At 38.3% G+C, this 22,197-nt stretch carries 24 protein-coding genes; 12 read left to right on the top strand and 12 right to left on the bottom strand.

Translation table 11 applies throughout. The annotated features are described in order from the left end of the window. Positions 1-109: 109 nt before the first annotated feature. Positions 110-577, bottom strand: coding sequence for a Holliday junction resolvase-like protein (locus F984_RS20055; RefSeq protein WP_002048811.1), 468 nt, complete (start codon positions 575-577; stop codon positions 110-112). 158 nt (positions 578-735) lie between these two features. Between F984_RS20055 and F984_RS20050 the strand changes: the two genes are divergently transcribed. The 4 genes from F984_RS20050 to yccS all read left to right on the top strand — a co-directional run bounded on the left by F984_RS20050 (position 736) and on the right by yccS (position 5,660). Then, positions 736-1,380 carry a ParA family protein gene (locus F984_RS20050; RefSeq protein ID WP_002048798.1) on the top strand — a complete coding sequence of 215 codons (645 nt, stop codon included), beginning with the start codon at positions 736-738 and terminating at the stop codon, positions 1,378-1,380. A gap of 125 nt (positions 1,381-1,505) precedes the next feature. After that, a complete protein-coding gene (locus tag F984_RS20045) occupies positions 1,506-2,624 on the top strand; it encodes an AI-2E family transporter (protein ID WP_004711728.1) in 1,119 nt (372 codons plus the stop codon). A gap of 116 nt (positions 2,625-2,740) precedes the next feature. Continuing rightward, complete coding sequence (sodC, locus tag F984_RS20040) at positions 2,741-3,316, top strand: superoxide dismutase family protein (protein WP_004711726.1); 576 nt, start codon at positions 2,741-2,743, stop codon at positions 3,314-3,316. 193 nt (positions 3,317-3,509) lie between these two features. After that, positions 3,510-5,660, top strand: coding sequence for a YccS family putative transporter (yccS, locus tag F984_RS20035; protein WP_004711725.1), 2,151 nt, complete (start codon positions 3,510-3,512; stop codon positions 5,658-5,660). Positions 5,661-5,695: 35 nt separating this feature from the next. Here yccS and craA read toward each other — a convergent pair whose 3' ends face one another. Together craA and F984_RS20025 are read right to left on the bottom strand one after the other, a co-directional pair. Beyond that, the gene (craA, locus tag F984_RS20030) at positions 5,696-6,925 is read right to left on the bottom strand and encodes a chloramphenicol efflux MFS transporter CraA (RefSeq protein WP_004711722.1); all 1,230 of its coding nucleotides are present in this window, start codon (positions 6,923-6,925) and stop codon (positions 5,696-5,698) included. Between the two features lie 368 nt (positions 6,926-7,293). After that, positions 7,294-7,659, bottom strand: coding sequence for a hypothetical protein (locus tag F984_RS20025; RefSeq protein ID WP_004711720.1), 366 nt, complete (start codon positions 7,657-7,659; stop codon positions 7,294-7,296). Positions 7,660-7,880: 221 nt separating this feature from the next. Between F984_RS20025 and F984_RS20020 the strand changes: the two genes are divergently transcribed. Together F984_RS20020 and F984_RS20015 are read left to right on the top strand one after the other, a co-directional pair. Next, a complete protein-coding gene (locus tag F984_RS20020) occupies positions 7,881-8,468 on the top strand; it encodes an NAD(P)H-dependent oxidoreductase (RefSeq protein WP_002051666.1) in 588 nt (195 codons plus the stop codon). Positions 8,469-8,481: 13 nt separating this feature from the next. Next, positions 8,482-8,796, top strand: coding sequence for a putative quinol monooxygenase (locus tag F984_RS20015; protein ID WP_004711717.1), 315 nt, complete (start codon positions 8,482-8,484; stop codon positions 8,794-8,796). A gap of 45 nt (positions 8,797-8,841) precedes the next feature. On the opposite strand, the gene F984_RS20010 is transcribed toward F984_RS20015, so the two are convergent. Next, positions 8,842-9,210: a hypothetical protein gene (locus F984_RS20010; protein ID WP_002051640.1), complete on the bottom strand. Its 369-nt coding sequence runs from the start codon at positions 9,208-9,210 to the stop codon at positions 8,842-8,844. A gap of 185 nt (positions 9,211-9,395) precedes the next feature. Here F984_RS20010 and F984_RS20005 point away from each other — a divergent pair, with 185 nt between their 5' ends. Beyond that, on the top strand, positions 9,396-10,184 hold the full coding sequence (locus tag F984_RS20005) for a hypothetical protein (RefSeq protein WP_004711715.1): 789 nt from the start codon (positions 9,396-9,398) through the stop codon (positions 10,182-10,184). 66 nt (positions 10,185-10,250) lie between these two features. Here the strand turns inward: F984_RS20005 and F984_RS20000 are convergent, their stop codons facing one another. Continuing rightward, positions 10,251-11,660 carry an FAD-binding oxidoreductase gene (locus tag F984_RS20000; RefSeq protein WP_002051720.1) on the bottom strand — a complete coding sequence of 470 codons (1,410 nt, stop codon included), beginning with the start codon at positions 11,658-11,660 and terminating at the stop codon, positions 10,251-10,253. A gap of 378 nt (positions 11,661-12,038) precedes the next feature. Here F984_RS20000 and serA point away from each other — a divergent pair, with 378 nt between their 5' ends. From serA to F984_RS19985, 3 genes are all read left to right on the top strand, one after another. After that, the gene (gene serA / locus F984_RS19995; RefSeq protein WP_002051786.1) at positions 12,039-13,271 is read left to right on the top strand and encodes a phosphoglycerate dehydrogenase; all 1,233 of its coding nucleotides are present in this window, start codon (positions 12,039-12,041) and stop codon (positions 13,269-13,271) included. A gap of 98 nt (positions 13,272-13,369) precedes the next feature. Then, positions 13,370-14,254, top strand: a complete 885-nt coding sequence (locus tag F984_RS19990) for an EamA family transporter (protein WP_004711713.1) — start codon at positions 13,370-13,372, stop codon at positions 14,252-14,254. 90 nt (positions 14,255-14,344) lie between these two features. After that, complete coding sequence (locus F984_RS19985) at positions 14,345-15,208, top strand: EamA family transporter (RefSeq protein WP_004711711.1); 864 nt, start codon at positions 14,345-14,347, stop codon at positions 15,206-15,208. 7 nt (positions 15,209-15,215) lie between these two features. Here the strand turns inward: F984_RS19985 and F984_RS19980 are convergent, their stop codons facing one another. The 3 genes from F984_RS19980 to truB all read right to left on the bottom strand — a co-directional run bounded on the left by F984_RS19980 (position 15,216) and on the right by truB (position 17,572). Next, positions 15,216-15,659, bottom strand: a complete 444-nt coding sequence (locus F984_RS19980) for a hemerythrin domain-containing protein (RefSeq protein ID WP_002051715.1) — start codon at positions 15,657-15,659, stop codon at positions 15,216-15,218. Between the two features lie 211 nt (positions 15,660-15,870). Continuing rightward, the gene (locus tag F984_RS19975) at positions 15,871-16,647 is read right to left on the bottom strand and encodes a sulfite exporter TauE/SafE family protein (RefSeq protein ID WP_004711708.1); all 777 of its coding nucleotides are present in this window, start codon (positions 16,645-16,647) and stop codon (positions 15,871-15,873) included. A gap of 19 nt (positions 16,648-16,666) precedes the next feature. Beyond that, a complete protein-coding gene (gene truB / locus F984_RS19970; protein WP_004711706.1) occupies positions 16,667-17,572 on the bottom strand; it encodes a tRNA pseudouridine(55) synthase TruB in 906 nt (301 codons plus the stop codon). A gap of 153 nt (positions 17,573-17,725) precedes the next feature. Here truB and F984_RS19965 point away from each other — a divergent pair, with 153 nt between their 5' ends. Together F984_RS19965 and F984_RS19960 are read left to right on the top strand one after the other, a co-directional pair. Then, complete coding sequence (locus F984_RS19965) at positions 17,726-18,760, top strand: lipase secretion chaperone (protein ID WP_004711704.1); 1,035 nt, start codon at positions 17,726-17,728, stop codon at positions 18,758-18,760. A gap of 117 nt (positions 18,761-18,877) precedes the next feature. Continuing rightward, positions 18,878-19,819: a lipase family alpha/beta hydrolase gene (locus F984_RS19960; protein ID WP_080631678.1), complete on the top strand. Its 942-nt coding sequence runs from the start codon at positions 18,878-18,880 to the stop codon at positions 19,817-19,819. Positions 19,820-19,870: 51 nt separating this feature from the next. Here the strand turns inward: F984_RS19960 and rplS are convergent, their stop codons facing one another. The 4 genes from rplS to rpsP all read right to left on the bottom strand — a co-directional run bounded on the left by rplS (position 19,871) and on the right by rpsP (position 22,076). Beyond that, on the bottom strand, positions 19,871-20,239 hold the full coding sequence (gene rplS / locus F984_RS19955; protein ID WP_002051668.1) for a 50S ribosomal protein L19: 369 nt from the start codon (positions 20,237-20,239) through the stop codon (positions 19,871-19,873). A gap of 215 nt (positions 20,240-20,454) precedes the next feature. Continuing rightward, positions 20,455-21,210, bottom strand: coding sequence for a tRNA (guanosine(37)-N1)-methyltransferase TrmD (gene trmD, locus F984_RS19950; RefSeq protein ID WP_002051760.1), 756 nt, complete (start codon positions 21,208-21,210; stop codon positions 20,455-20,457). Between the two features lie 46 nt (positions 21,211-21,256). Beyond that, positions 21,257-21,805, bottom strand: coding sequence for a ribosome maturation factor RimM (rimM, locus tag F984_RS19945; protein WP_004711694.1), 549 nt, complete (start codon positions 21,803-21,805; stop codon positions 21,257-21,259). Positions 21,806-21,824: 19 nt separating this feature from the next. Beyond that, positions 21,825-22,076, bottom strand: a complete 252-nt coding sequence (rpsP, locus tag F984_RS19940) for a 30S ribosomal protein S16 (RefSeq protein ID WP_000260334.1) — start codon at positions 22,074-22,076, stop codon at positions 21,825-21,827. Between the last annotated feature and the right edge of the window lie 121 nt (positions 22,077-22,197).

Genomic DNA, 22,197 nt, shown 5'->3' with positions numbered 1-22,197 from the left:
ATGCAGCAGATCTCTAATTTATAGTAGCTCTAAGCGATGAAAAAAATATCGGTATTTAGTAACAATACAGATCAATTTCGTCTATTTTTGTGCCTAATTAAATTGATTGTTAATCTTCAAAATCAATTCGCAACGTTTCAAAGCGTACCTTTCCTTCTTTTATTGCTTGAGCAATTGCTTGCTGTCCTTTGGTTAGACGAGCTCCCCCACTTTTAATATCAAGCAAGATAATCTGGATATCCTCGGCAGTTCCATCTCCATCTCTAAAATCGGTATAGCCATCAAAAATAACGTAATCAACCGGGTCACCCAGAAATTTGGCATCACTAGGTAAGTATTGAAACTCAGGTAAAATCGGAGCAAATTGTTCTGCCATTTTACCTTTTAATACAGCGCGGCTTGTATTCACACTCCGCTTTTGTGCCTGGGCAAGGGCCTGTTGATGCTCAAGCTCTAACTCTGCAATGTATTGCTCGTATTCAGCCTTGATTCGACCATTACGGGTATTTGATAAAATAAGCGTTGTGATAATAATACCAATACCAGCACCTATAAGCATGGCCAGCCATACGGACATAAATTTTCCTTAATAAATACATATCATCACGGTAGATGAGCAATCATATCTAAAATTACGAACTAGCTTAAACTTTTGTCAAAGGCAGTCATCTACTTCTCATAAAAAGATGCTAAGGTATAAGCAGAACAAGTGTGCTGCTGAATATAACTGAATTTATGAAAACGATACTTATTGCAAATCAAAAAGGTGGATGCGGAAAAACCATGACAGCCATTACGTTGGCAACAGCTTTGGCACAAAAAGGATATAAAGTAGCTTTAGCGGATTCTGATAACCAAAAATCTTCCTTACAATGGTTAAAGCAACGTCCAGAAAATGTAGCTGCAATTCAAAGCCTTGATTGGCGCCAAGAAAAATCTATTGGTGATGCACCTAAAAATTTAGATTATTTAATTATTGATGCACCCGGCGCTCTTTCAGGCGACCATGCTGAACAATTAGTCAGCGAAGCTCATGCCATTATTACACCACTTCAACCTTCATTTTTTGATATCGACAGTACACGTCGTTTTCTCAAGCATTTGCAGGATATTAAACGTATTCGCAAAGGAAAAGTACAAATTTTACTGCTTGCAAATCGTGTTAAACCGAATAGTGCTAGCTCAAAAGATATTCAGCAATTTTTTGAAAAAATCGAACATGAACCGATTGCATGGATTGCAGAGCGTAGTGCTTATGGCAGTTTAGCAATGCAAGGTTTGAGTGTGTTTGATAAACCACAAAAAAACTTTATTGCAATTCAAAGCCAGTGGCAGCCACTTTTAAATAAACTAATCGAAGATAAGTCCGAGTGGTTTTAAAAATAACTTTTTCATTTTTATTGAGCAGGAATGTATAGATCAGCATTTCTGCCTAAAATTTGCCTCAGGTCATTTTTCAGTTAATATGACCCCATTCTATTTAAATAATTAGAGAATTTTTGTTCGTGCATCCATACGCTCCTACTTTACAGCGCGTTTTATTGTTTGGGCTGTTTTTCATCCTGTTATTTTTAGGATTTAACATCCTGAAGTACTTTATTGTACCTGTAGTTTGGGCTGCGATTATCGCCTACATGACTTGGCCAATTTATTTAAGAATTCAGCGTTTTTTTGGCGAAAACCGTAATAATTTAAATGCCACAGTCATGATTAGCTTTGTTATCTTAGTTGTTGGTGTACCCCTAATCTGCGCTATTTTTATTCTGCAACATGAAGGCCGCAATCTGTATCTTGATTTACAGCGTCAGGTTTTTTCTGGTCATTTAAGCGTACCTGATTTCATTAAAAATCTTCCTTTTATTGGCAAAGAAATAACCAGAACACTAAATGATATAAACACCGACCCAAATAGTACGATTCAGAGTATTGCCGTTTGGATACAAAGCCATTTAAGTTATGGGCGAGTTTTAATCAATGAAATTAGTAAAAATCTCGTCAAACTTGGTTTTGCAATTTTAAGTCTTTTCTTCTTTTACCGTGACGGTCACACGATCTTAACTCAAGTGAGTAAAGCCTTAGAAATGGTGATTGGCCTACGTATTCACCATTATCTAGATACAATTTCAGAAACAACCCGTGCCGTTGTCTATGGTGTCGGTTTAACTGCAATTGCTCAAGCAGTACTTGCTGGATTGAGTTATTTCGTCGCTGGTGTACCCAATCCAATGGTGCTCACGATTGCGACGTTCTTATTAGCACTCATTCCCTTCGGTACCCCTGTTTCCTATTTAGGTGTTGGTCTATGGCTGTTTTCACAAGGGCAAACCATGGAAGCCATTGGCGTGGTTTTATGGGGTGTTCTGATTGTAAGTAGCTCAGACAATGTGATTCGCCCTCTTGTGATCTCTGGTGCAACCCAAATTCCGTTTTTACTGATTATGTTTGGTGTATTAGGTGGTATTGCGAGTTTTGGTTTAGTCGGTTTATTTATTGGGCCAGTTATTTTAGCCGTTCTATTAGCGATTTGGCGCGAATGGCTCCATGAAACCATTGATCCTGAACCGATGCCAAAAACCACTATGATTTATGATTCGGATGATGATTTACCACCATCTAAAAATTAAGCCAATGATTTAAAAATGTTTCAGGATACAAAGTGACTATTTAAATTAACTTGTAGGGTTTACAGGCCTTTGTTTGAATAAAAAAATCAGATTTATATCTATAAGGACATCTAATAATGCCAGTATTAAATAAAATGAGTGCAGTATGTGCACTAACAGTTTTATTAACAGTTGGTTGTAGTACGGTAAGCAAAACAGTATCTGATACGACTCATGCATTAACGACAATGCATACCAAAAAAGTAGTCGATGTAAATGAAGTCACAGCTAATGGGATTGGAAAAAAAATAGGGACGATTAGCTTTCAAGACAGTGATAAAGGCTTAATTATTACCCCTGCTTTAGCAGATTTACCAAGCGGTACTCGTGGTTTCCATATTCATGAAAATGCATCGTGTGCTCCTGCTGTTAAAGACGGAAAACCAGGTGCTGCTTTAGCTGCGGGTAGTCACTATAACCCTAATCAAGCACCACATCATGGTACGCCAACTACCGGACACTTGGGCGACTTACCAGCATTAGTCGTCGACAGCACTGGTGTTGCTACTACCGCTGTTATTGCGCCACGTTTAAAACTTGCTGACATTCAAGGTCGTGCCATCATGATTCATGCGGGCGGTGATAACTATTCAGATTCTCCTCTACCTTTAGGCGGTGGCGGAGCACGAATTGCCTGTGGCGTAATTCAATAATTTGTTATTTTTTAAATTGTGGGTATCTAAAAAGATATCCACAATTTTGTTATTTTATTAAGCAGTTTAGACAAATTAATTATTATAAAATCTTAAAAACAAACTGACTTTTTTAAATAAAACGCATAATATTTTTCAAGTAATAAAAATTTAAATACCTCTTATCACGTACCCTCTCATTTAGAAAAAAGCCGTGAATTATTTGACTCAAATATTTAATCGTTTTAAAGCGAATTCAATTTTAATTTACTGCCTGCAAATTTTAATTGTACTCACAGGCACAACTTTAGGCTTACTGTGGTTGGGTCATAACGAACTCATTGTTCCTGTAACGTTAGGTGCGATTGCCGCAGCACTAACAGATTTTGATGATCGCTTAAGTCTTCGTTTACGCAACTTACTGTATGTCTGCCTACTCTTTTTTACTGTCAGCACTATTCTTGGATTTTTAGCACCCTATAAACTTTTATTTATTTTATATCTTTCAATTTCAAGTGCTTGTTTCATTTTATTGGGTGCCTTAGGTCAGCGCTACGCTACCATTTCTTTTGGTACAATTTTACTTTCAATTTATAGCATGTTTGGTTTAGGAGAATATGCTCACTGGTATCAACAGCCTACTTATTTTGTCTATGGCGCACTGTGGTACGGTCTAACTTCTATTTTATTTTTTATTCTTAAACCAACCCTTCCTTTACAAGATAAGCTTTCGCAAATTTTTGAAGAAATCTCTGCCTTACTTCAAGCTAAAGCACGCTTGTTCGATCCTGATAATAAAGAAAATGTTGAACAGCTTTTATTTGAATTATCATTCCAAAATACGCAAGTCGCGCAAAGTCTTAACCAAATACGTAGTTCCCTGCTAACTCGTCTTAAGGCATCACGAGTCAGTAATAAAAGTATTTACTGGTTAAACCTGTACTTTTTTGCCCGCGATATACATGAACAAGCGACTTCTAATTATCTACACTACGAACATATTCAACAAAACTTTAGCCGTAGTGATCTTATTTTCCGTTTTCAAAAAAATCTGCGTTTACAGGCCCAAGCTTGCCACGATTTAGCCCAATGTATTTTGCATAACCAGCAATATCAGTCTTCTCAAGAAGGACAAATTGTTTTAAACCATCTGGAAAGTTCTTTAAAAGACTGGATACAACAGCACCCGCAAAATTTTGAAGTTAAAAATCTAAAATTGATTTTTAATAATTTAAAAGGCATGCATGAACAATTTGAACAGCTTCAATATGCGCAACCGTTTAATGAAACGCTAAGTCAAAACAAACAAGAACACCTCAATTTGCTAGATGATGATATTCAAGGTTTTTCTGACCTTGTATTAAAAATTCGGCAGCAACTAACACCACAATCTGCCCTATTTAGACATGCAATACGAATTGCGGTTGTGTTTGCTGCGGGTTACGCAATTTCTCTATTACCTTTTGCCCAACATGGCTACTGGATTTTACTCACTAGTTTATTTGTTTGCCAAATTACTTACTTTGCAACCAAAAGCCGTTTAAAACTTAGAACAATTGGAACCTTACTTGGCGTTTTATGGGGTATTCCTATTTTGTATTTTGTTCCAAGCATTGAAGGTCAACTCATTCTCACTATTATTTGTGGAGTTAGCTTTTTCTACTTGCGCCAGAAGAAATATGCGTTGGCAACACTGATGGCAACCTTAATGGTATTGCTCATTTTCAACTTAAAAGGCGCAGGTTTTAGTATTATTTTACCTCGTCTAATCGACACCTTATTAGGCTGCTTTATTGCATGGCTTGCTGTTAATTTTATATGGCCAGACTGGAATTTTCGTAATATTCCAAACAATATTAAAAAAAGTAGCCAAGCCACCCTGGATTATTTCAATGTGATTGTTGAGCAATACCAGCATGGTAAAAATCAGGACATTGAATATCGTAGAATTCGCCGTGCTGCACATAATGCACAAATTGAGCTCTCGAATATGATTTCGAGCTTAAGTGCTGAGCCCAACCCAAAACCAGAGCTGATTCATTACGCCTTTCGTTATTTAGTTTATAGTCATAGCCAGTTGAGTTATGTCGCAGCATTAGGTAGCCAAAGACAAAAAATTGAAGATCAACAGGTATTACAGCTTTTACTGGATTGCCAGCAAATTCTTAACCAAAGTTTATTTGAACAAGTTTCTGTTGACTTGAATTTTATTGGGCAAACTTTAAAACAAATTCAAAGCTTAACAACTCATGAAGACTTTTCAGAAAGCTACACGCTCGTGTTAAAACAAATGAGCTTACTATTAGAAACCTTGCCTGAGTTGTTGACCCTTAAAAACAAACTTTTAGAGCAAGAAATTAAGTAGAATAAAAAATACCGGAATATAAATTCCGGTATTTTTTAATGTAAATTTTGTGCAACTCTTTCCTGCATTTCCTCTTTTAAGGCCAAGCGTGGTTGAGTAAACCACAGTGCGATAAATGCAAAAGCAGATAGCACGAAAGCCCATAAGTGAAATTGAGTATAGAGATAACGTACAAGCTCAATCATTGCAAAAAAGCTCGTCATTAATAGCATTGAAACAGCAGCAGCTACAGTTCCTTTCGACACTTCAGATGACATAAGTGCAAAGCGATACGACACTGAGAAACTAATTCCTTCACCAAAGCAAATAAGTGTCATTCCCGTAAGTAAACAAGGAATTAAATAGGTTTGCCAGACAACACCTAATATTAAAATGACTGTACCAGTGAGCATAATCGGTAAACCAATTAGGACTGTTTTACCTAAAGCCAAACGGTCAATAATTTTAATTAAAACGATGTTACCTACAATTAAACCTAAAAATACTGGGAATTGAGCTAATCCATATTGCACACTCGTTAGCTTGAGTTCATCGACCAAAATAATGGGCGATAACGCAATCCAAAGCATAAGCGGCATACCGACAAGCGGTAAGGCTAGCGTTAAACCAAGGAATTGCCGATTGCTAAATACTTTTTTAAAGTCATCAAAAAGATAGCTAAAAGGCTGCTTGGTTACACTCACCTTCTGACTCGGCATTTGTTTCTTTAAGCCAACCCAACTCAGCAGTGCAAGTAAAGCAATTGCCACAAAACCCCAGTGCCAAGATACATAATCAATTAAGAAAGCTCCAAGTACAGGTCCTAGCAAGGGCGCAAGTAATGAGATATTTGCCATGAGTGCCATGACTTTAATTGCATCACGTTCGGTAAAATTTTCTTGAATTGCCGCATATCCGACTGCTGAAATTACACTTAGCCCAATACCTTGTAGAAAACGTAATATCAGAAAGTGTTCGATTTGTCTTGTTAATAAAATCAAAAAACAACACAAGGCAAAAAATAATACACCAGTTAAAAGAACTTTCTTACGGCCCAATCGGTCTGATAAAGGCCCAAGTAACCATGCAACAGATGCACCACCTAATAAATAAAATGACATTGAAGACGGTGCCCAAGTTGCACTCACACCAAAATCTTCAGTAATTGCCAACATAGCTGGCTGAATCAGGTCATTACCAATATAAACCGCAAATTCAAATAGCACTAAAGCTAAAGGAAACATCAACGTTGTACGGTTCAACGCTGTCGTTTGAATATTATTCATGAGTTGTACACTTCAAAATAGCGGCCAAAATGTCTCAGCAACTACATATTGAAATAAATAATGTAGTCATGACGATGACAGTATGGTCAGTCAATCTTTAGTTAAGCTGTTATATGCCGTGAGAGTGCATGTTTAGAATGTGAAACACCGTATTCACAAGGTGTCTAAGACAAGAAAAAATGTATGACGTGAGATTCGGTAATTTTTACCATTTGGCTTAATTGCCGGATGACACAATATCACTTTTTATATTGATCAGCAATCGGACAATTCCAACCATTTTAAATTCTATATTTTGCTTAGCCTCAACCCACTTTTATATTGTGAATAACTCTAAAGTTATCCACATATCTTCTAAGGATTCAGCCTTAAGGACAAGGATTAACTTGGAAATCTGTTGTTTCCTGCCCTTTTGTACATTGGTAGCTTTGCTTTTTATTTACGATTTTCCAAATGGTCTGATCACGTTTTAATAAATATTCAGTACGTGTTTTTGATATAGCATCTTCACTAGGCACAGTTTGTAAAATAGTTACTTGTGCATTAGAAGCATCATCCAAAGCATTCATTTGCTGTGAAATACTTAAATTACTTGCGTTATTTAAAAGGTTTGGTTGATCGATCAAAACAGCTTGTATCGGACTATTAGCTTGAGGTGTAGGTGGGTTTGTATTCGGTGTACATGCACTCAGAACCAATAAATTACCCATCATGAGTAAACCAATTTTTTTCATACTCAACTCCACCACAACTTCACCTTGATGCTAAAGGCTACAAACAATTTTTTCCGTTCAACTTTGTAAAATATATCTTTCAAGTAAAGCATAAATACAATATATCCAGTCCATATTAGTGATTTTTACTCAATAATATTTTTCCAATTACTGCATTTTTCTCTAAGAGTATCTTCTCTAAAGTATCGCTCAAGTTTAAGAATTGAATTAGAGAAACTTCCATGAGCAATATTTTAGTCATTAATGGCGCTAAACAATTTGCGCATTCAAATGGTGAATTAAATGACACACTCACGGCATTGGCAACGGACCATCTCACTGAACTAGGCCATGACGTACAAGTCACTCGTGCAGATAGCGACTACAATGCAGAAGCTGAGGTAGAAAAATTCTTATGGGCAGATGTCGTGATTTATCAAATGCCCGGCTGGTGGATGGGTGCACCGTGGACTGTAAAAAAATATATTGATGATGTATTTACGACAGGTCACGGTTCATTATATGCAAACGATGGTCGTAGCCGCTCTGATGCCTCAAAAAAATATGGTTCAGGTGGTTTAATTCATGACAAGAAATATATGCTGTCACTCACTTGGAATGCACCGATGGAAGCATTTGACGATGCGGATCAGTTCTTCCACGGCGTTGGTGTAGATGGTGTTTATTTACCATTTCATAAAGCCAATCAGTTCTTAGGTATGAGTACCCTACCAACATTTATTGTAAATGATGTAATTAAAATGCCTGACATTGATAGTTACGTTGAAGAATATAAAGCACATCTAAACACTGTATTTGCAGCAGCCTAATCCGGAGAAAACCATGCTTACCATTATTGCGGAAATTCGTACTCAATCGGGTGGACAGCACCGCCAAAACGTATTGGATGCATTTCAGAAAATCATTCCAACTGTTTTAGCAGAAGAAGGTTGTCATGGTTATGAACCTTTAATTGACCATAAATCAAATGCGAGCTTCCAGACTCAAGAGCCTGACACGATTGTTATGTTAGAAAAATGGGAAAGCGTGGCTCATCTTGAAGCACACTTAGCTACACCTCATATGCAAGCGCATCATGAAGCAGTCAAAGATGATGTCGTTGATGTCAAAATTAGAATTTTAGAGAGTGGCGCATAATTTAAAGGGTATAAAAAAGACGATATATTTATCGTCTTTTTATTTTTATGAGCAAAGCTGTGTTTGGAAACCTTTAGTATTTTTTCCTCTCGCACATTGGTAGCTCTTTTGCTTATTTTGCAATTGCCACTTTTCATCGACTAATTTAAATGAATATTCTGTACGAATAGCTGAAACAGAGTCATCCATTAAACCTGTTTGAATGACCGTAATACGAGAAACAGTCGGAGACTCTACACGGTTAAACACTTGCTGAACTGAGGTGTTATTGTGCTCTTTTACAATCTCAGGTTGAGCTTTAAGTACTTGTTGCATTGGGGTTTCCGAACCCACAAATGGAATTAATTTACTGGTCGTCGCACACCCAGTGAAAAGCCCAGCACAAAGTGCCGAAATTAAAAATAAACGTTGCATCTTTATCACCAAAACAAAAAGCATAGCTTTATGATGCTATGCCTTGCTCGGTTACTCTGTAGAAACTATGTAGTTGTAAGTATGGCTACTCTTTTACAGACCAAATATTTGTTCTTGCTTACTCAACTTTAATGACAATCGTTTGATAAAATTAACTTCAAATACACATAACAAATAGGATCGTTATGCAACTGACTTATGCGGGACAAGTGTTCTTGGTGGTCGTTGCAGTTTTGATGATTTGGTCATTTGTACTCACCAAGTTTTGGGTCAAGCGTTTAGCTAAAAATCGTAAAAGTAGTAAATTTGAATTTGCTTATTTATTTGCCGTGGTTTTTAGTATTAGTGCTTTATTTTTCCCATTTACTTATTGGGTTTCTCAGGCAGTCTACGGCTTAGCAACCAAACCAACTTACGATGCAACTGTAGTGAGTTATACTTCTGAATGGGTAGATACTGAACGCACAGACTCAAATGGGCGTAAATATAAAACTAAAACACTCATGCATACTGCTCAGGTTCAATTTAAAGATAATCAAAATAGAACTCTAACTTTAGATAATTCAGTTCGCTCTGTTGATATGCCTGTAGTTGGTGAACATATTACTGTTGTTTATGAATCTGGTGATCACACAGCGCAAGAAAAGAGCTGGCGAACAATTCTATTGTTTGCAGCCGCTTTATTTATGCTATTTATTTTAGGTTATGTGTTGCTCATAATTATTGCCTACAGTCTAAAGCGCGACATGGAACCCTACAAAACATTTGCTAGCATGTTAATTTTTAAAGTCACGCTTCCACTTGGAACAATGGCGATGTTTTCGATGTTGTCTTATTCTATTTTTGCCTATTTCTTTTTAGGTAATCCAAGGGATTTACCTCTATGGGCCATTGTGCTTTGTAGTTTTTTTGCTCTTAGTCTTTTACCGTTGATTTATCATATTCTGACAGGTTGGAAAACGTACAAGAAATAAAAAAATTAATAAAAAAGCGTAACTTACGATACGCTTTTAGCAGAACTTCTTTTATTTAATAAAGCATTAGAGATCAAATAATTTACCCGGGTTCATAATACCTTTCGGGTCAAATACTTTTTTCAAAGCTTTCATATATTCAATTTCTTCAGGAGAACGCGAATATTCCAAATATGGCTTTTTCGTCATACCTACGCCATGCTCAGCAGAGATTGAACCATCGTATTTTTTCACGGTATCAAATACATATTTATTTACCACCTGACATTTCGCAAAGAACTCATCTTTGGTTAAGTTTTCAGGTTTCAAAATATTTAAGTGCAAGTTACCGTCACCGATATGACCGAACCAGCAAATTTCAAAATCAGGATAGTTCTCTTGAACAATTGCATCAATCTCACGAATAAATGCAGGTACGTGAGTAATTAATACAGAAATATCATTTTTGTATGGAATAAACGGTGCAATAGATTCAGAAATATCTTCGCGTAAACGCCATAAACTCTCTACTTGATCAAGGCTTTGGCTCATCACGCCATCAAGTACCCAGCCCTGCTCCATACAGTGCTCGAAAATTTCCATTGCTTTGTCGATAATCGGCTCGTATGGTGCTTCAAACTCAAGCAATACATAGAACGGACATTCGGTTTCAAATGGACGTTGTACATGACCATTGTTTAAAACTTTTTGCATTGCAAGTTCACCAAAGAACTCAAATGCTGTTAAGTCGATATCTTTTTGGAACGCATGTAATACAGGCATTACTGCATCGAAATCAGGAACACCTAAAACTAAAACTTGTAAGTTTTGTGGTTGACGCTCAAGTTTAATTTCTGCTTCGGTCACTAAACCTAATGTGCCTTCACCACCAATAAACAAATGCTGTAATGCATAACCAGTTGCATTTTTAACCATGCCTTTGTTTAAACGTAAAATATCGCCTTTACCAGTAACTACAGTTAAACCAAGCACCCAGTTACGTGTCATGCCATATTTAATGACTTTAATACCGCCAGCATTGGTACCAATATTACCACCAATCTGACTAGAACCTGCTGATGCAAAGTCAACCGGATAATACATACCTTGTTCTTCTGCATAATTCTGCAATTGCTCAGTCACAACACCAGCTTGAACACGCACCATACGATCTGCCGGGAAGAACTCAAGAATCTGGTTCATTTTGTCCATACTAATGACAATTTCACCATTGGTTGCTACTGCGCCAGCAGAGAGACCAGTACGGCCACCAGACGGCGTAATCGCGACATTAAACTGGTTCGCAAGTTTTACAACTGCCTGAACTTGTTCAGTCGTTGATGGAAAAACGATGACCGATGGGTTCGGATTAAAATGCTTGGTATGATCTTTACCCCAGTTTTCGAGACTATCAGCATCGGTTTTAATACGGTTTTCACCGACGATTGCTGTTAATTGGGTGAGTAACTCAGGTGTTAAAGCGACTGGAGCATTCATCGTTTGCAGACCTAGCAAGAAGTAAACTGTGGTGGGACTATGACCTCATATTCTCAAGGTTTTCACCTGAGCAAAGCCATAATGTTCAAGGAACTTCTATATTCTACATGTAACCGCACAAGCGATAAAGTTCATAATAGAGATACTGTCACTACAAAACATGTTTAAAACCAATAAATGTGTTTTTATAAGGCTCTGAAGGAAAACCTAAGCCCTCAAGAATACCAAGCATATTTCATAGCGCTCGGCAAGCCATAAACAGAAGTGATTAGACATAGATAAAATTGCCATAAGGCGATGGTATAAACGAAATATCTATAGCGCTGCCCAGTATGTTATTATACCGCCACCAAATTTGGCCTTTGTAGCGGAGCCGTAATGAGCCAACATCTTTCACTACCTAAAGATAAAATCCGTTTCCTTTTGTTAGAAGGCGTTCACCAAAACGCAGTCGATACTTTAAACGCTGCGGGTTACACCAATATTGACTATCGTAAAACTGCTCTTGAAGGCGAAGCGCTTAAAGAAGCAATTAAAGATGCTCACTTTATTGGTATTCGTTCGCGTACCCAATTGACTGAAGAAGTTTTCGAAGCTGCAAATAAATTGATCGCAGTAGGTTGTTTCTGTATCGGAACAAACCAAGTTGATCTTAAAGCAGCAATGGCACGTGGTATTCCTGTATTCAACGCACCGTATTCAAATACGCGTTCGGTAGCAGAGCTTGTACTTGCTGAAACAATTCTTCTTCTTCGCCGTGTTCCTGAAAAGTCAGCGGCTTGTCATCGTGGTGGTTGGGACAAATCTGCTGTGGGTTCTTTTGAAACTCGTGGCAAAACTTTAGGTATTGTGGGTTACGGTTCCATCGGTTCTCAACTTTCAGTTCTTGCTGAAAGCATGGGTATGCATGTTATTTATTATGATGCAGTCACTAAGTTACCAATGGGTAATGCTCGCCAAGTTGGTTCTTTAGATGAACTTTTAGCAACTGCTGATGTTGTGACTTTGCATGTACCAGATGTTCCGTCTACACGTAACTTCTTTACTAAAGAACAATTTGCAAAAATGAAAGAAGGCGCAATCTTCTTAAATGCTGCACGTGGTACATGTGTAGTAATCGAAGATTTAGCTGATGCAATCAAATCTGGTCACCTTGCTGGTGCAGCGGTTGACGTATTCCCTAAAGAACCAAAAGCAAATGGTGAAGAATTCCAGTCTCCACTTCGTGGTTTAGACAACGTGATCTTGACTCCTCACGTTGGTGGTTCAACGATGGAAGCTCAAGCAAACATCGGTTTAGAAGTAGCAGAGAAATTCGTTGCTTACTCTGACAAGGGTATGACACTTTCTGCGGTAAACTTCCCAGAAATCGCGTTGCCATTAACAGCGGGTCAACACCGTTTACTACACATCCATAAAAACGTACCGGGTGTATTGTCTAAAATCAACAACTTGTTTGCTGAACAAGGCATCAACATTTCTGGTCAGTCTCTTATGACTAAAGGTGACATTGGTTATCTCATTATGGATGTTGACGCTTCTGCATCTCAAGAAGCTTTAGATACATTACACGAAGTTGAAGGCACAATTCGCGTACGCGTATTGTTCTAATTCGAACTGTAAATTTAAAAGCCACAGCATTGTCTGTGGCTTTTTTATGGGTATTTACATTATCATGTGAAAAGTATACCAATTGATCAAATAATAAAATGTCCAGTCCAAGCCAGAAATCCCAGCTCCATGCTTTGGGCTTCCTTATTCTTGCTATGTTGAGCGTCCAAAGTAGCGCATCGTTAGCTAAAGTTTTATTTCAGAGCTTTCCCGTTTTAACAGTGTCTGCAATGCGTTTATGTATTGGAGCGTGTATTCTGGCTTTTATTTTTAAAATCTGGCGAATTAATTTTAGTCAGGTTCGATGGAAAGCGATTTTGGCTTATGGCTTTGCTCTTGCAGGCATGAATGCTCTTTTCTATTTATCTCTTGAACGTTTGCCGATCGGTATTGCAGTTGCATTTGAATTTATTGGCCCATTAAGCGTGGCTTTATATCATGCTCGCCAAAAATATGATTTTGTATGGGTCACTTTCGCAATTCTTGGACTCATTTTATTATTTCCTTTTAATCAAGCTCATAGCTTGGATTGGATCGGCGTTTTATTTGCAATGAGTGCGGGCGCATGTTGGGCGCTTTATATTATTGCAGGACAAAAACCATCTGGAATTTCAGGTAATCATACCGTTTGCTTGGGTATGGCTATAGGTGCTTGCATACTTTTACCAATTACATTTTTTTCAGGTTCAATTGCTCAAGTTATAGGGCTGCCCTATCTTTTTTATTTTATTGGCTTAGCAATTTTGGCCAGTGCGCTTCCGTTTTCTTTAGAAATGTTAGCACTACGCAATTTAACCCCACTAAGCTTTGGAACATTGATGAGCCTAGAACCTGCAGTTGCAGCCCTTTCTGGCTTTATATTTTTAGGCGAATATCTGTTATGGAACCAATGGTTGGCGCTCGCAACAATTATTACTGCTTCCGTCGGTTGTACCATAACGACCCAGAAAGCTCGTCAACAACGTGAAAAAACAGCAGGTTAACGCTATAAAACCTGCTGGTTAAAACACAATATTGGCTATAATTAATCACTCTTATTTTTTAAATATCAAATGAAGCGTTAAGGTCTGTCCATGCAAAATCTTTCAATTATTGCTGTGCTATACATGATTTTGTCGATGGTCTCATATCAAATCAGCGCCTCATTTGCTAAGCAACTTATTGCAGCTTTGGACCCCCTTACCGTTACTATCTTAAGGTTATGTTTTGCCACAGTTATTGTTGCGGTCATGTTTCGCTCTTGGAAAATCTGGTCGCGCTTACCCTACTTAAAATGGCGTGATTTATTGATGTACTGTGCATCTTTAGGGTTAATGAATATTTTATTTTATACGTCGCTTGGAAAATTACCCCAAGGGATTGCTGTTGGATTAGAGTTTATTGGTCCATTAGGTCTTGCGCTTCTTTCGATTAAACAAAAGAGCGACTACATTTGGGTAGCGCTTGCCATGTTAGGTATTGCACTTATGGTACCTTGGCAAAACCCAGTTCAGCACCATTTCTCATATATAGGTGCAGCATGTGCTCTAGGTGCTGGGCTTTGCTGGGCGTTCTATATTTATTTCGGCCATAAAGTTGTGACTCAAAATATAGGAATGCATGCATTAACAATTGGAATCGGCGTATCTGCACTTGCATTACTACCAATTGGTATTTGGCATAATGCACCTGCATTACTTGAGACACAGTACTGGGGTAAAGCATTACTTATCGCTATTTTAGCAACTGCAATTCCCTATGCACTCGACTTAATGGCACTCAAACAACTCAATAAATTAACTTATGGCACTCTAACGAGTTTAGCGCCAGCATTGGCAGCATTAACGGGTTTCCTATTACTTCACGAAGAAATCAGCATGCTGCAATGGGTGGCTTTGGCTTGCGTAATGCTGGCCTCGATTGGAGTTACTTTAAGAAGTACTAAAAAAGCTGCATAGGTTTAATCTACTGTTGCTTTTTATACTTTTTATATTCCTTTAAATATTTATTGCCGAGCGTTTCTTTTTCGCTGTCTTTAAGAATTTTTCCAGCTTGTTGAAAAAATTTATGCTCTTCTTCTTTTAAATGATGATGAACTTTTTCACTTAACTGTCTGGCAGTGGCTAACCAGCTTGGGCTACTCATATCCGTTTTTTCAAGCTGTTCAACCAACTCATCCATTTCATGATGTTCAGATAAGGCATGTCGAGTAATATCCAAACCCACATCGTCAAACATTAAAGGGATATATAAATAACGGTCCTCGGCAACTGAATGAGCATAGAGTTCATTTTTTAATGCATCAAATAATTGTTTTCGTTCTTCAGTTAAACCATGAGTCTGGATTAATTGTTCAGAAAGGTTACGTTGATTTTCATGGCTTTCTCTTAATGCTTCGAAAATATTCATTCTCTTCCTCATTTTTTAGCTAAAAAATCTTTTTTATTTCAAGGTTTATGATACGTTGAAATTTATATTGTTTACGTAGCTTAAAATGAGACTATTTTTTACACAGTTCTCTTTCTAGTAAATTTCTGTAATGATTTTTATATTTCGAATTTTAAATGATACATAAAAGTATGAACCGAACTCAAAGACAGCTCATACTTTCAATACTATTTTAGCCCGTGACAAAAATTTGATACCCTAAACGGCAAATCAAGATACTGACTAAAATTAAAAAGATAATACGGACAAAACCACTACCGTATTTAAGCGCGGTACGCACCCCAACAATAGAACCAATAACGTTTGCAGCTGCCATCATTAAACCGATATGCAAAATAGCGTGACCAGTTGGAATCAGAAAACTCAACGCAGCAAGGTTCGTCATGAAGTTACCGATTTTTGACAATGCTGAAGCATGTAAAAAATCGACTTGTAAAAAGCGGATAAAGAAAAAGATAAAGAAACTACCCGTACCCGGCCCAAAAATACCGTCGTAAAAGCCAATCGCCAAACTACCAATACCTGCTAAAACTAGCATTTTCGTAGTAATTTTTTGCTCAGTATGAACTTGACCAAAATTCTTTTTTACTAAGGTATAGATGGCAATTACGATCAGCATTACAAACACAAAAGGGCGTAATACAGATTGGGGAATAAGTGATAAGCACGCTGCACCAGCAAATGAACTAATGAGAGCACAAATGGCAATGACTGCCAAAAGCTTCCATTGCAACTTCACTCTTTTTGCAAACGTATACGCCGCCGATGCCGTACCAAAAATCGATGAAACTTTATTTGTACCAATAACCGTTGCAGTCTGCATGGACGGGAAAGTACTCATGATGCCGGGAATCTGGATGAGTCCACCGCCACCAACGGCAGCATCAATTGCTCCCGCAGTAAACGCAAAAAAGATCAAACTAAGGATAACATCCCATTCCATGCCCATGCTCTATACTCTACATCTACTACAAATTTAAGATACGCTTAGGTACCAACCGTTTTTTATCAGTAATCTCAGCCAAACCTAAACAGCGTTCACCCGAAAAAACCAAAACTTCTGCTTCCGCAGAATGATCAATATTGCTTTCTAAACCATTGCAAAAATATTTTTCCCTTCCTTCAGGAACCTGAATTTTTAAGAAATGGTCAATTGGCGCATACACTGGTAGTAACAAAGTTTCTCTTTGCTCTTCCGTTAAGCTTTCTAAATATTCAATGGTATAACTTGGGATTAACTCAAAATGCCCCGTTTGAATACGGTGAAGTATTGTCAAATGACCACCACAGCCAAGTGCCTCACCAATATCTTCACCTAGCACACGAATATATGTTCCTTTAGAACAGGTTACATCTAGAGTGATACTATTTTCGGTAAATTCAATAAGCTCTAAAGCATAAATCGTAACTGGGCGCGCTTCACGTTCAATCTCGATTCCTTTTCTGGCAAGCTCATATAACGGCCTGCCCTCTTTTTTTAACGCCGAATACATCGGTGGAACTTGTTGAATATCGCCCCTAAACTTTTCTAAAGTTTGCTCAATAAGCTCTTTGCTAAGAACCGGAATAGGACGTTCTTGTAAAATATCGCCTTCGACATCGCCTGTTGTTGTAGTTTGGCCTAATCGAACAGTCGTCTGATAACGCTTTGTCGAGTCCAGCAAATAATGTGAAAACTTAGTGGCCTCTCCTAAACAAATAGGAAGTAAACCAGTCGCTAATGGATCTAATGCGCCAGTATGGCCTGCCTTTTGGGCACGGTACAGCCAACGCACTTTTTGCAAAGCGGCGTTTGAACTGAGCCCTAATGGTTTATTTAATAGAAATACACCACTGATATGGCGACGAGAAATTTTTTGATTTTTTGTCGTCATTTTTACTGGAACACAAAGCTAGAAAAAAGTGCCGACATGTTAGCAAATTCGGCAAGATATTTTCAGAATATTTAGATGCGTTTTCACTTATTTTATGGCACATTAATGATCGAGTAAAAAAACAACAAATTAAAACTTAAGGAAGATATCTTTATGCAAAGGATGCAGAAAAAGATATTGTGGTGTGTGCTCGGATTTTTTATTTTGAGCCTCATCGCATGTGTATATTGGCTAAGCCCCGATTCGAAAAGTAGCTCACCTCGGTTCAATCAAGATGAGACTAAAACTTTAACATCTACTCATCAAACACCTTTAAATTCAATAACAAGTGATAATGCTTACTTAAGTAAAAGTCAGCAAGATACTCAAGTTAATTGCCAGTTAAAAATTGATAGTTCTCAACATTTAGTTGTAAATAACCAAACCCGTGACTGTTTTGAATATTTTATTACACAGTATGGAGAATCTAATTTACAACAAGTCAAAGCGCATTTTGAGAAATTCATACAAGATCAGTATTTAGAACCAGCCCGCTCACAGATTATTGACTTGTGGACTCGTTATTTAAAATACCGTGAGCAGCTTGCACAAATTCAACCACCTCAATCTAAACAACAAGATCAAAATTATTTTCAAAAGATCTTTAGTTCAATTCAAGATATTAGAAAACGTTTCTTCTCTGCATCTGAAATTGAAGGACTCTTTTCAACAGAAGATATCTATCAGAACTACACATTAGATCGCATGAAAATTTTGGAAGATTCATCTTTAAGTGAAATTGAAAAAGCTAAAAAGCTGAAAGAACGCTTTGAACAGCTACCAGCAGACTGGCAACAAAATCTGCAAGAACTATCAAAACTTGATGATTTGCATACACTGACCAAACAAATTAAAGCTCGCAATGGTTCAGCGGAGGAACTGCGTCAAATGCGTACAGCACTTGTAGGAGCTGAGGCAACACAAAGATTAGAAATTTTAGATACGCAGCGTAATGCTTGGCAACAGCGAGTTACAGGCTTCTTAAAACAGCGTGATGAAGTTCTCAATAGCAATATGAGTGATAGTGCTAAAAATCAAGCAATTCAACAACTACGCCAACAACAATTTAGCTCATCACAGGAACAACTTCGTCTTCAAACTTTTGAAAAAGTCCATGACCAAGGAGGTGAACTACCATTTAACTATTAGGCTTTTCTATTTCAAAGTGAGCCAAACCTTATCCAGCAGTAACAGCAGCTGCTGCTCATACAAAATAAAAATAGTGAGTAAAAAATGAAAAGGAACTTAATATTTTTCTGTGCTGCAATACTCTCAGGACTGAGTATTTCAGCAACCCATGCCACAAATGCAGAGCAAGTAAAAAGCTCATTTGTCTATTCGAATTATGCTCAAACCAAATATCCATTGGTTTTTAATCATGGTATGGCCGGTTTTAGCCGAGTTGGGACAGATACGCTTGGTCTTGATTATTGGTATCAGATTCTTCCTGACCTTGCGCGTAACGGAGGAAATGTCTGGGCAACAAGAGTTTCACCGTTTAACTCAACCGAAGTTCGCGGAGAACAACTTGCCCAACAAGTAGAAGAAATTATTGCTATTACGGGAAAACCTAAAGTCAACTTAATCGGACATAGTCACGGGGGACCAACAGTTCGCTATGTCGCTGGTATCATGCCAGAGAAAGTTGCTTCACTTACTACTATCGGAGCACCTCACAAAGGATCTCCAATGGCAGATGTCATCCTGAACGTTGAGGGTACTCCTCTGTCTGGACTGGCAACATTAGTAAACTGGTTTTCAGCAGCGATTACTTGGGCAGAAGGGCTAGATCCAACTAGTTATCCGCATGACTCTTTAGCTGGCGCTCATAGTCTCTCAACTCAAGGCTCGGCACAGTTTAATGCACAATTTCCGATGGGTGTTCCTACCACGTCTTGTGGTGAAGGTGCTTATCAAGAGAAAGGAATCTTTATGTATTCATTCTCTGGCAATAAAGCACTCACAAATCCATTAGATCCTTTTGATATTGCATTAACAGGAAGTAGTTTGGTTGTTGACCCACTGGGAGATAACGATGGACTAGTTTCTAGATGTAGTGCCAAGTTTGGTAAGACTATTCGTGATGACTATAACTGGAACCATTTAGATGAAGTCAACCAAGTGCTTGGTATACGTTCTATTTTTGCAGCAGACCCAGTCTCGGTTTATCGTCAACATGCCAATCGGTTAAAACTACAAGGATTATGAGTTTCAAATAAAAAATGCGCCAAAAGGCGCATTTTTTTACTCGGTATAAGCTTACGCTTTACGAGCTGGTAATTTTTCACGAATACGTGCAGCTTTACCAGACAAGTCACGGAGGTAGTAAAGTTTAGCACGACGAACGTCACCACGACGTTTCACTTCGATTTTAGCAACAACTGGTGAGTGAGTTTGGAATACACGCTCAACACCAACACCGCTAGAAATTTTACGTACTGTGAACGCAGAGTTCAAACCACGGTTTTTCTTAGCGATAACAACACCTTCAAATGCCTGAAGACGTTCACGGTCACCTTCTTTTACTTTAACTTGAACAACTACTGTGTCACCAGGAGCAAATTCAGGAAGGTCAGTTTTTAACTGTGCATTTTCAACAGCTTGAACTAAAGGATGTTTACCACTCATTGTGGGAATCTCCAATATGTGCGGAGTCAGAAGAGGTCTGAGTTTCCGCTGGGGATAGAGGCTAAAAACGCATATCAACCCGTTTAACTTTCCCTTTACGACAATCGTAAAGAGCCTTAATTACACATAAATCTATAAATTTAAATAGACTTATGGTTTAACTCGAAGCATTGCTTCTCGTCTTGTATTAGAACTTTCGTTCTTGAGAATAGCAATTAAGAATTACCGCTATTCCCTTGTATATCTTTTAGCCATTTTTTTTGCTGTTTAGTCAACTCTACTTTTTCTACCAACTCTGGTCGGCGTTCTAAAGTCCGTTGATATCGCTGCAAAAAACGCCACTTTTCAATGTTGGCATGATGTCCTGATTTTAAAATTTCAGGGACATCTAAACCTTCAAAATGGTCTGGCTTAGTATATTGCGGACAATCTAAAAGACCATCTACAAAAGAATCCTGTATCGCTGATTGCTCATCTGACATTACATTCGGCAAACGGCGAATAATACTATCAAGCAACACCATGGCAGGTAGTTCACCGCCAGATAAAACATAATCTCCAATTGACCATTCCTGATCAACATAATGCTGGATCAAACGTTCATCGACGCCTTCATAACGTCCACACAATACAATCAAGCCGTCATAATCAACAAACTGCTGTACTGCCTGTTCATTTAAAGTTTTACCTTGTGGAGACATATACACCACAGGTACATGAACACATCCTGCTTGCGAAGCAAGTTGTTTGGCATGGTTAATTGCTTTTGCGAGAGGCTCAGCCATCATTACCATACCAGGACCACCGCCAAATGGACGTTCATCCACTCTCCGGTAACTCCCTTCAGCAAAATCACGTGGATTAATACAAGTGACTTGTACAATGTCACGCTTTGCTGCACGTCCGCTAATCCCGTAGGCTGTAATCGCTTCAAACATTTCAGGAAAAAGCGTAATGACTGCAAAAAACACCGCAGACTCCTCTATTTTCCTGCTGCGTTAATCCCCTAAAAAAGGATTAATAATCTACGCCCCAATTGACGTAAATGCGACCAGCTTCAAGATCAACGCGTTGTACCACGTCTTTATGCCAAGGAATCATGCGTTCTTCTGAATCAATGCTGTCTGGTGTAGCACGTACAACCATCACATCATTAGCTCCAGTTTCAAACAACTCATGAATTTGCCCTAGGTTTACTTCCTGTTCTTCATCATCAAGTCCTAACACCGTTAAGCCTTTCAAATCTGACCAGTAGTACTCATCTACATCTGCTTTTGGCAATTGAGATTTAGCAATCCAGATATTAGCGCCAACCAAGCTCTCTGCTCCAGTGCGATCACTCACACCTTTTAAAGAGACAACTAAGCCTTTACCATGTGGTTTCCAACGTTTTACATCAACTGTTTGCCAACCAGCCTTGGTCTCAATGTACCAAGGCAAGTAGTCAAACATATTGCTCATGGGTTCCGTATTGGAATACACCCAGAGCCACCCATTTAATCCATAAGCTGAACGTAACTGTCCAATCTGAATACGATCTTCGGGAACATTCTGTGTTGGTGTCATGGGCTACCTACTACAATAATTATGCAGTAGCTTTTTTAGCTTGAGCAGCCAAAGAAGCAACACGTTCAGAAGGTTGAGCACCTTGAGAAACCCAGTGAGCAAAACGGTCTGCGTCTAAACGAAGTTTTTCTGCTTGACCTTGTGCAGTTGGGTTAAAGAAACCGATACGCTCGATGAAACGACCATCACGTGCATTGCGACTATCAGTCACAACGATTTGATAGAATGGACGTTTTTTTGCGCCGCCACGTGCTAAACGAATAACAACCATGATAAAAGCCTTATAATTCTTACGGATTATCCCTGCGCCGACCATCGGCAACACTTCAAACCCCTTTCATAGAGGGCGACATTCTACGTGATTTTCACCCTGAAAGAAAGATTAAATTTTG

Source organism: Acinetobacter nosocomialis NIPH 2119, from assembly GCF_000368085.1.
Classification (GTDB): Bacteria; Pseudomonadota; Gammaproteobacteria; order Pseudomonadales; family Moraxellaceae; genus Acinetobacter; species Acinetobacter nosocomialis.
Note: the sequence above shows the minus strand (reverse complement) of the source record. Positions and strands in the feature narration are given on the sequence as shown.